This window comes from Mesorhizobium sp. WSM4815, from assembly GCF_055811575.1.
Genome location: NZ_JBVVQS010000081.1, coordinates 92,362 through 102,516, shown reverse-complemented (window position 1 = coordinate 102,516; position 10,155 = coordinate 92,362). Strand labels below are relative to the sequence as shown.

Annotated in this window: 10 protein-coding genes; 6 read left to right on the top strand and 4 right to left on the bottom strand. The window is 58.6% G+C overall.

The features are described 5' to 3' along the window. Positions 1-150: 150 nt before the first annotated feature. Both AC0L2B_RS07035 and AC0L2B_RS07030 read right to left on the bottom strand, forming a co-directional pair. Positions 151-450, bottom strand: a complete 300-nt coding sequence (locus AC0L2B_RS07035; protein ID WP_031256955.1) for a DUF1236 domain-containing protein — start codon at positions 448-450, stop codon at positions 151-153. Positions 451-776: 326 nt separating this feature from the next. Then, positions 777-1,076 carry a DUF1236 domain-containing protein gene (locus AC0L2B_RS07030; RefSeq protein ID WP_027156174.1) on the bottom strand — a complete coding sequence of 100 codons (300 nt, stop codon included), beginning with the start codon at positions 1,074-1,076 and terminating at the stop codon, positions 777-779. Between the two features lie 354 nt (positions 1,077-1,430). Here AC0L2B_RS07030 and AC0L2B_RS07025 point away from each other — a divergent pair, with 354 nt between their 5' ends. From AC0L2B_RS07025 to AC0L2B_RS07015, 3 genes are all read left to right on the top strand, one after another. Further along, positions 1,431-1,751, top strand: a complete 321-nt coding sequence (locus AC0L2B_RS07025; protein ID WP_473744713.1) for a DUF3606 domain-containing protein — start codon at positions 1,431-1,433, stop codon at positions 1,749-1,751. 276 nt (positions 1,752-2,027) lie between these two features. Continuing rightward, a complete protein-coding gene (locus tag AC0L2B_RS07020) occupies positions 2,028-3,431 on the top strand; it encodes a sensor histidine kinase (protein ID WP_473744726.1) in 1,404 nt (467 codons plus the stop codon). Beyond that, a complete protein-coding gene (locus AC0L2B_RS07015; protein WP_473744712.1) occupies positions 3,431-4,105 on the top strand; it encodes a LuxR C-terminal-related transcriptional regulator in 675 nt (224 codons plus the stop codon). Before AC0L2B_RS07020 ends, AC0L2B_RS07015 begins: the two co-directional genes overlap by 1 nt. A gap of 34 nt (positions 4,106-4,139) precedes the next feature. Here AC0L2B_RS07015 and AC0L2B_RS07010 read toward each other — a convergent pair whose 3' ends face one another. Both AC0L2B_RS07010 and AC0L2B_RS07005 read right to left on the bottom strand, forming a co-directional pair. Continuing rightward, positions 4,140-4,754 (bottom strand): hypothetical protein, encoded by a 615-nt coding sequence (locus AC0L2B_RS07010; protein WP_473744711.1) that lies wholly within the window; start codon positions 4,752-4,754, stop codon positions 4,140-4,142. 832 nt (positions 4,755-5,586) lie between these two features. Beyond that, positions 5,587-6,324, bottom strand: a complete 738-nt coding sequence (locus AC0L2B_RS07005) for a DUF1236 domain-containing protein (protein WP_473744710.1) — start codon at positions 6,322-6,324, stop codon at positions 5,587-5,589. A 303-nt stretch (positions 6,325-6,627) separates the two neighbouring features. Between AC0L2B_RS07005 and AC0L2B_RS07000 the strand changes: the two genes are divergently transcribed. From AC0L2B_RS07000 to AC0L2B_RS06990, 3 genes are all read left to right on the top strand, one after another. Continuing rightward, positions 6,628-6,930 (top strand): DUF982 domain-containing protein, encoded by a 303-nt coding sequence (locus AC0L2B_RS07000; protein ID WP_473744709.1) that lies wholly within the window; start codon positions 6,628-6,630, stop codon positions 6,928-6,930. Positions 6,931-7,503: 573 nt separating this feature from the next. After that, on the top strand, positions 7,504-7,878 hold the full coding sequence (locus AC0L2B_RS06995; RefSeq protein WP_091598042.1) for a c-type cytochrome: 375 nt from the start codon (positions 7,504-7,506) through the stop codon (positions 7,876-7,878). A 571-nt stretch (positions 7,879-8,449) separates the two neighbouring features. Then, complete coding sequence (locus AC0L2B_RS06990) at positions 8,450-10,135, top strand: sulfatase-like hydrolase/transferase (RefSeq protein ID WP_473744708.1); 1,686 nt, start codon at positions 8,450-8,452, stop codon at positions 10,133-10,135. The last annotated feature ends 20 nt before the right edge of the window (positions 10,136-10,155 follow it).

Sequence of the window (10,155 nt, the reverse complement as noted above, 5' to 3'; positions counted from 1 at the left end):
CCCCGCCCGCCTCACGCGCGCAACGGGCCCGCGCGGCGTGGCCGGGTTAATCTAATTGAGTGTTTTTTTTCCCATTTTTCACCCTGCCCATCTCATTGGCCCCCGCGGCTGTTTTCCACGGGGGGGGCGTCTCCTCCCCTCGCGTTCAGGTCACTGAATGATCTTGACGATCTTGCGTGTGCCGGGATCAACAAGAACGGTGCGATTGTCAACGACGACGTAGCGATACTCGACGTCGGGAACCTCGTGAAGCTCGACCGTCTCGGGTATCGTTGAACCGATATTGAGTTCCACCCCAGGGAGTTCCACGGATGCGAGCGGCTGCTTTTTCACATATTCCCTGATCACGGTCTCCTGTTCAGGCGCGATGATCACGTCCTGAGCGGCAACAGCGCCAACGCTGGCCAGCAGAAAAAGGCCCGCGGCTGCGGTGGAAAGATGCATTCTCATAACTGCCTCCTTTATGTCTGTGACTTGTAAGCCCATTTGCGCCGGACGGCATCAGCGCCTCGCTTACCCAAACTTGAGGCAGCCGCAAACGTTCCTTAGCGGGGCTTCGGTCCGATTCGGCAGGGCCTTTGCGTAGGACCTAAGTCTGACGCGTCCCGCCCAAAGGGCGATGCCGCGGGTTTCGGGGTGCACCGACTGCACGCTTCAATTGCTATCAACCATGGGCGCTATGAAACCGTAGGCGCTATGAACCGTAGGCGACAGCGAAACGGCAAGAAGGCCCGCCGCGTCCAAGCGGCGAGCTTCTCCTCCCCAGGCCATTTCAGTCAATCGATGATTTTAACGATCCTGCGTGTGCCTGGATCAACAAGAACGGTCCGATTGTCGACGACGACGTAGCGATATTGGACGTCGGGAACCTCATGAAGCTCGACCGTCTCGGGCAGCGCCGAGCCGATATTGAGCTCCACGCCAAGCAGGTTCACCGAGGCGAGCGGCTGCTTTTTCACATACTCCCTGATGACGGTCTCCTGTTCGGGCTGGATGATCACGTCCTGGGCAGCCACGGCGCCGACACTTGCCAGCAGCAGAAATCCTGCGGCTGCAGTGGAAAGATGCATTCTCATAAGTTTTTCCTTCCTAATGAGCTGTCTTGCGCTGGGACGCATCTTCGTCGCGCCAAGCTCGCCTTCAACAACGAGACAGCTGCAAACGTTCCGCGGCTGGGCTTCGGTCCGACCAGAGACGCCGTGCCGTTGGACCTAAGTCTGAATTGTCGTGCGCAAAGGGCGACGATGGCGTGTGGCCCGGAACCACGACTTCCAGCACTCGTTGCTCGCCGTGCGTCACGGGAGGAATCGATGGAGAATAGTGTTCACCAAGCCCGCTGGCTACTTGCACCGGTCTTCGCTGTCTCCATTGCCTTCCTGGCAATTGGAATAGTCGTCAGCTGACGAACGACCGACTTGACGATGTGGCTGATGGACGAAGATATCTGCGCAGCTAAGTCCCTTCCTGCGCTGACAAGGGACCACCCGCCATTCCTCGATTTGGCGGGTGGTCCCTCGTTTGCGTCCAATGTTCAAACGAGCTTCAGTGGGAAAACGGAAATGGACGACAACAACAAAGATCGATCGTTTCTCGACCGCGACCGCCTGTCGGTGGACCAGTATTACGAGGTGGAGCATTTCGCGCGAGAAAATGGCGTTTCGCCCAGCCAGGTCAGCAGGCTTATCAAAAAGAACGGCAACGATCGGATGACCCTTACGCAAGCGGTGAGAGCATTGCGCGACCGGAAGTGAAAGTACGCAGCACCTTCCTCCGCTGCCAGGGGCGACAGGTGCCGGTAGCACGTGGTTGAGGCTTCATATTTGCTGCCTCGCTCAACCATGGCAGTGGCGCTTGCGCAAAAAACCGCAGGGTTGCGGTTTTCGTCCAGCCTGCAAGCCCTAAGTTCCCTTGTTATTGATCGGTGCAGATCAAAGATGGCGTCACTTAGCGTCGTTCGACGACAAATTGGCTGGTTCTCTCGAATCGTGCCGCTGGCGCGACGCGCCGCCGACCGGGCCGGTGGAGATATGGCGCCATACAGACCGACAAGATTGCTCGATCGGTGGAATGCACTGTCGCTGGCCACTCAGTTTCTGCTCGCCGGCGGGCTGTTCTCGCTGTCGGCGATGATCGTGGTGGGAATGTCCGTGACAAGCCAGATCGAAGCTGCGGTCACCCGGAACTCGGCCGCCTCTACCGCTCTTTACGTCGACAGCGTCATCGCGCCGCTGCTTCCCGACATGCGCAGGAGCGAGATGCTGGACGAGAGTGTTGCGCACGCGCTGGATGAAACGCTGGGACAAGGCGCGCTCGGCAAAAGGCTCGAATCGTTCAAGCTATGGCGCCGCGATGGCACCATCCTCTATTCGACCAATAAAAATCTGGTCGGGAAGCGCCTTCCACTCAGCGACAATCTCCGGGCCGCATTCGCCGGCGACATGGTTGCTGAATTGGACAGGGACTATGATAACCAGGCTGAGAGGGACAGCAGCCTGCATCTTCTTGAAATCTATAATCCGATGCTTCAGCCGTGGTCGGGCGAAGTCGTGGCTGTTTTGGAATTCGACGAGATCGCCACCGATTTTGAAAAGGATCTCCGGCAGGCACTCGTTCGGACCTGGTTCGATGTCGCAGCCGTCACCGCGGTTTTTTTCCTCGGGCTTTCGGTGATCGTTTTTCGTGGCAGCCGCACGATTCGTTCGCAGAGCCGCTCCTTGAAGCAGCGTATTGCCGAACTTTCCGATCTGGTCGCTCAAAACAGAATGTTGAGGCTGCGGGTGCAGCGTGCTTCGCAGCGCGCCACGGCACTTAACGAACGTTACCTCAGGCGGATCGGCGCTGACCTGCACGACGGGCCGGCGCAACTGGTTGCCCTCGCTGCGCTAGGGATTGACAGCCCCGTGCTAGCCGATCCTGCCACCCCGGCTGCGGCGCGCGCGCGGGAATTGCAGGTGGTCAAAGCGAATCTGGACGATGCAATGCGAGAAATCAGGAATGTCAGCAAGGGTCTTATGCTGCCGCATGTCGAGAATGCCGAGTTGACGGAAATCCTCGAGCTTGCCGTGCGAGCGCACGAAGAGCGGACCGGCGTCAAAGTGATGCTGTCCATGACCGGGAGCCACACACCCTTGTCGCCAGCGGCCAAGATCTGCATCTTTCGCTTCATTCAGGAGGCGCTGAACAACGGCTTTCACCATGCCGGGGGTGCCGATCAATCGGTCGCGAAACATTTCGACGGGGAGCGCGTTTCTATCGAGGTTTCCGACACCGGCCCGGGTTTCGACCCGAAGATCATCCATCCTGAACGGCTGGGGCTCATCGGGCTGCGTGAGCGGGTAGAAAGCCTCGGCGGCCAATTTGATGTAACATCTTCACAGAACGGCACGGTGGTGAAAATGGTTCTCAACACAGTCGAAATAGGACAGGCGTGATGGCAGCGGCCATAAAGCTCGCCATTGTCGACGACCATCCGCTGTTCAGGGAAGGCGTTGTGCGCACCCTCGAGCAGATCGGCGGGTTCGAGATCGTTGCCCAAGGCAGCAGTAGAGATGACGCCTTGCGGATATCGGAAGACCAGCAGCTCGATATTCTGCTGATGGACATCTCGGTGCCTGGAGGGGGACTCAGCGCAGTCGAGCCGGCCCTGGAGCGGCACCCGGATCTGAAAATCGTGATGCTGACCGTTTCGGAGGAAAACCAGCACGTCATGACCGCCTTGCAGAGCGGGGCAAGAGGCTATGTCCTAAAAGGTGTCGGGTCGAGAACCCTGGCCGCCATACTGCGCACGGTGGCGATGGGCGAGCGGTATGTTTGCCCGCAATTGTCGGCGCGCGTGTTGGTCGACTTGTCGAGCCAATCAACCGCGATCGAGAAACCCGACGTGCTGGCCGAACTCACCAGTCGTGAAAGAGAGATCCTGACGCTCGTTGCCGCGGGATTGAGCAACAAGCGGATCGGTCTTCAGCTGAACCTGCACGAGAAAACCATAAAGCATCACATGACGCGGATTCTGGCCAAGCTCAACGTGAGCAACCGGACCGAAGCCGCGATGACATTGCGCGACGCGACCGAGCATCAGCATCCGCCTGTCGACCATCCTGCATGAAGCAAGACAGCCTTGCGGCCAGTGGAACGCGCCATCACTCGATCATCCGGAGCAGTCTTGGCCGATCGGAGTTCTTTGCCTGCCGCCGAATGATGGTGCGGCCCATGGCATCGCGCATCTCATAATGGCCGCCGTCGATGCGCTCGCTCAGCCCGTTGGAATGCACCACACCCACGCTTGCCCCGCGCACCTCGACCCGGTCTCCAGTGGTCGCGTTGATATATGTTTTGGGCTTGTTGCCAGGATTTAGCGCGGTAGCCGGATTTGTCGGCGGCGTGACGTTCAGTGCTTTTGCTTCGTTCGCATTGCCGTTCGGGTCCGTGGCCTGTGGGGCTGCGGCATTTCCAGGGTCTGTGGCATTTCCAGGGTCTGTGGCATTTCCAGGAGCGTTTCCAGAGTTGCCGGGGCTTTCAGTGTCTCCTGAGTTGCCGGAGCCAGAGTTGCCGGAGCCAGTGTTGCCGGAGCCAGTGTTGCCGGAGCCGGAGTTGCCGGAGCCGGAGTTGCCGGAGCCGGAATTGCCGGAATCAGAGTTGCCGGAGTCTGAGTTCCCAGCGTTCCCAGAGTTCCCTTGTGCCCAGGCGGCCTGTGGGCTTAGCGTCAGGGACAGGCCGTCCTGTGCCACACGGTAGGGGCTGACGACGAGAACCAAGGCCGATGCGCTCAGGCAGATGGCGACGCGAAGCCCTCGAAGAGATTTGAGACTGCGCTGCGATTGAGGCCGGGCAGGCCGCGCACCGGCGAGAACTCTTGTCTCACAATGCTTCGGGCGCTGCGGCCGTATTGCGTCTGTGATCAATGAATTTGCCAATAGCACGCCAGAATATCCTTTTACCGTCACGCCCTATGTTGCATCTCTGCCTATTTCGAATTCGCCCAAGTCGATCCTTCGCCCAAGCCAATCTTCTTTATCAGGCTTTCGCCATCATCGGGCTGTGTCAAGACCCCACCAGTCTCAAGGGGGAGAACCGGTGGGTCTCGCTGGCGCAGGAAGGGACTCATGACTGCGCGAGTGCGTTGCCTTCATCGGTGGACCTCATCAGCCGATGAAAAGCCCAACGGCTGCAACCCCGAACACCAGGCCAAATATCGGAAAAAGCAGCCAACGTGCCTGGTGAATGCTGGGGTCCATTGCAGCCTCCTGTCACGGTGTCCGCATCGCAACGACGCCAGCAGGAGCTCGGTTCCTACAAACTCCCCCATTTCAGGCTTTTGCCATAGCGGTCCCGGACCAAAGCACTGCCTGGGCCAGCCCATGGTCGGCAAGCGGCCAGACCGAAGTCCTAGCTCAGGCCTTTTGAGCAGGGAGGACGCCGTCCAGATGTAATCCTGGTGGGAAGCGGCTGGAAGGAACCTCGACACGCAGAAAGCCTGTCAGTTTGAACAGGCGTAATAGCCGTGCCTTCGGTGGCAGAGACTTGTCGATGCAGACGAGGGGTCCGCCGTGGGGGCAGCGGACCCCTCGATTACCCCGAACTAGGGCGTCAGGTCAGAATAAGGACGATCTTGAATGTATCCGGGTCGACGATGACGATACGGCCATCGGCCAACACGAAATACTGGTACTCTTCGTAAGCCGGGACGATCTCGATGATTCGCCGTGGCAGAGGACGCAGTTCAACCCTCTGCCGCGGAACCTCGACACCGACTGAGATGTCAAAGTCGACGTCGGCAACCGGTTCGACCTTTTCCTCCTTGAGGATCTGGGTGACTTGCGTTTTCTGCTCAACGGTCACATTGCTGATCGCGCCGGTCTCCGTCTCATCCTGTGACTGAGTAGTGCCCTGAGTCTGCTGCTCGGTGGTGGTACCGGCCTCGCCCTGGGTCTGCTGCTCGGTCTGGGTCTTGGCCTTGTCCTGCGCCTGTTGCTCGGTCGTGGCGCCAGCCTCGCCCTGGGTCTGCTGCTCGGTCTGGGTCTTGGCCTTGTCCTGCGCCTGTTGCTCGGTTGTGGCGCCGGCCTCGCCCTGGGTTTGCTGCTCGGTCTGGGTCTTGGCCTTGTCCTGAGCCTGTTGCTCGGTTGTGGCGCCGGCCTCGCCTTGAGTCTGCTGCTCGGTGGTGGCGCCGGCCTTACCCTGTTCGCCCATCGCACCTTCCGGGCAACCGGCCGAGCCGGCCGGGCAGTCGGTGCCGGACTGGCTTTGGGCAGGCTGCTGTTCCTGAGCGAATGCTGCGCCACAGCCAACGCCTATGGCCAGCATACTGGTGATCAGAACTTTTTTCACGAGACGTCTCCTTCGAAAAGTCTGTCCCTTCATGGGGAAAACCACCTCTGGAATGTTTTGTTCCAGGCGAATTGACCGGGCGGCGCCGAAGCCGCGGCCAGGCGCGCCGGACTGAGCCGCTGCAAACCGCAGCCGAGGACGGTCTGCACGCCATCGCTCCCGATGAAACCGAACTCGAGGTTTGCTTCAGTCCCGAATTGGCCGTTCCTTGACAGCAAAAAATGCGCTTCACATATTTTCCGCAGCCGTCGCTCACGGCTCTCGTGGAAGCTCAAACACTCGTTCAGTTGAATGGAGGTTGTAATGAACGACAGGACTTTCGACCGGCCTGTTTTCGTCAGGAAAGGGGAGTTCATGGTGGAGGAAATCGAAAGCTTGGCCGATGCTTTCGAGTTCCTGCAGGAATGGCCGAACAATCGCAGAGGGCCAATCTTTGACACGGCGTTCCGCGCCTGCCAGCGCGCCTATGATGGCCAGGTTCCCATTACCGTTGCACGCGAGGCTTTCGCCGGCTTCGCGAGATCGGCCAAAATACTCGAGGACGCCTCTGCAGCTATGCCCTGGATGACGGCACAGAAAACCGGTCGCGGTGGCGTGACGGCGTAACCGATGTAGCTGCCTAAAGCGCGTCGCGTTGGAATGGACCCATGCGACGCATGCGGCTCGCTTAGGGTTTTTGAAAGTATGCATGCCGTCTTGCAAAACCGCTGCGCGCCCTCGGTTCCAGCCCGAGGGCGTGCTTTTGCGCGACATGCATTGGCGAAAAGATGGCCGGCGCCGCAGGGAGCGGGGGAGGTGGGGTTGCCTAGGTTGGCGCCGGCCAGGCGGCGTTGGGGTTCGCCACGCAGGAAGCGTAGCAAAGTTCGCCAGATCGGTTATGGCGTGATCGCGGAAGTTCGCCGGGCCCGCCTATGCCTCCGGGGGTTTCCCTTCCAACGTTGTTTGTTCGAGGGGCTTTTCCTGCGCGCGCTCGCCGATTTGGGGCGGCGTGCTCGCCGATCGGAACCGCGTACTTAGAAATCGCACTTCTGGGCTTATGCAACGAACGCCAGCTAATCCGGCTTTGGCACAGAGGTTATCGTCGCCAGATAGAAGCCCGAGCAAATCGAAGTCGGATCATCTCTTCACTGCTTTTCCGGTCGGGCTTTTTTTTGGCCGTCCAATTCGGGAACAATTAGCGTGAAAAGAATTCTGCTCAGCGTCGCGTCCTCTGCCTTGGCCCTTCTGTCGGTATTTGTCCCTGCCTTTGCGGAGGGAGATGCTGCGCTGGGGCAAAGAGCGTTTCAACGCTGCTCAGGATGTCATTCAACCGCCGACCAGAGAAAAGCCGGCCCCGGCCTCGGCGGCATTGTCGGACGGCCCGCCGGATCTATGGAGGGGTTCCGTTATTCGGAAGCCCTGAAGTCCTCCGGATTGGTATGGGACGAGGCAACGCTCGACCGGTTTCTAGCGGCGCCCCGCGAGGTTGTTCCGAAAACGACGATGACGATGGGCGTGTCCAAGCCTGAGGACCGACAGAATATTGTCGCATACCTGAAGTCCTTGTCGCAGTAGGCTCGAATTTGCATCCCGGAATGCGGGCATCGTTTTCGAATCCGCCCGCCATCGGAAAGTGGCGAGCCATCTTCCGCAATGCGCCGGCCTCCAACCCTGAGCACACGTGCAGTCTCTGCGACCTGCGGCAACGGACCCGGTTTGTTCTGACGTCCACCCCAACATGGCCAGGTGCTTTTCGAAGGTGAGCGGTGTTCGACGCCGCGCACGCCTGCTTCGTTCCAGACTTTGAACCGTAATGTCTTCGCCTACATGATTCCGTCCGCACGTGGTCCGTCAGAGAGGCGTCCGAGGACGTCGCGCAGGAATCCTGTTCCCCATCGGGCTGATGCTAGGCCTGCTTCTACTCCCTTTGCTTGGTGCATGGCTTATAGGCACCGCCTTTCTGCTGTCCGACAACGTCATCTATCTGTCATATTGTGAACTTCCCGAAAACTTAGCCGACGATAGACTCCCCGCCTGAACACCCCAAAGCGTGGCCAATGCTGGGCGACAGGGAAGGGGGGAGGGAATGGGGAGGCAAGGCGGTGTCAATGCGACAAGGGGGGCACTTCTTGCCCTGAAATGCGCGTTGCTGCTCGCAGTGATCCTCCTCACCAATCATGGCTTTATCGATCGCATCCGTTTGCTCATTGACGATCAGCGCCAGCTGACCTTGATGATCTTCAGCATCATCTGGGTCATCTCTGTGTTGGCAGTGTTGGCCGCTGCCTTTCATCCCAACTGGATCATTCGGCTCCTGTGGGCCGTCCCCCTCGCGATATCAAGCGCCGCAGCCTATGGCTATTACCTTGTCCAAGGGTCCGAGTTCTTCATCTTCGACGTTCTCAATTTCTGGACGGTCCGTCACGAGGCTCACAGGGCGTCCGAATTTTATTCCAACGCGATTTGGTGGTCGGTCGCTGTCGCGATATTGGGTGTTGTCGCAATCGCCATGCCCCCCTCCCTTCCGCCACTGGCGACACGCAAGACCAGATACTGGTCACCACTAGTGCCCATGTTGCCGATCGTCCTCATTGCGGGCGTGGTTATTTATCGAGAGGGCAAAGGTTCAGAAGCGTTGCCAAAGCAGTTCTCGCCGCTGTCCCTGGCAGCGATCGCAGCTTACAAGTTGAACAGTGGAACGTTCCCGGAGCGGGAAATCGTATCCATGACGCCGGAACGAAAACAGGCGCGGGCTATCGTGCTGCTGGTCGACGAAAGCATTCGGTCCGACTTCGTAAGTCTTGAGCCGCGTAACCCCGTCACTCCGCAACTGGCCGAACTCAGAAGCCGATTGATTGATTTTGGCCCCGCTGTGTCCGGCTCGAATTGCTCTCTTCAATCGAACGCATTGCTTCGCTTTATGGCCTATCCTCGAGATCTAATCCAGTCAGTCAAGGCGAGCCCGACAGTTTGGCAGTATGCAAAGAGGGCAGGTTATCGCACCGTGTTCATAGACGCCCAGGCAGGTTTCGTCACCGTCTATGGCAAACTGCAAAACTACATGACGCCCGCCGAAGCGATTTCGATCGACCGATTCTACAAGTTGGACAATGCAATTCGAACGCATGATCTCGACGATGAACTCGTTAATATCGTGCTCAAGGAAATGAGCGTCGGCGATCCTGTTTTTATATACGCAAACAAGAATGGCGCGCATTTTCCATACAGTGACGGGTCGCCTGCGGAGTTTGCATCCGACGCCGGCATCTCAGGGACGCTTCAATCCTATGTAAACGCGGTGCGCTGGTCGACAGACCGCACTTTGTCCCGTTTGATCGATGGGGCCGACTGGAGTGACGCAACGATGATTTACACGTCGGACCACGGACAAAATTTCAGCGTCGGCCGTCTCACCCACTGCAGTTCATATACGAATGTAGACCCGAACGAAGCCATAGTTCCAATGTTGGTTTCAACCGGGGATGAGGAGCTTCGGGCCCGCTTTGAGAAAGTCGCCACGCAATATCCGAACATGGCCACTCATTTTGCGATAGCGCCAACGCTGTTGGAGTTGATGGGTTACCGACCATCCGAAATATCGGCTCGATACGAAAGCTCCCTCCTTCACAGCCTTACATCGCAGCTTCAGTTCGTAACAGACGATATCCTCGGATTGTTCTCCAATCGTCCCGCTTGGCACTCCGTCGATCCAACGATTCAAAAGGGTCGCCAGCGGCTTGACCTCCAGGTTACGCTGACGAACTCGCGTCCGAATATTTGCGAGGGCGGCATTGGCTGCGTCGCAGGTCCGGAACCAATCTCGAGCGAATAGCAGGGGATGGCAGAGAAAAA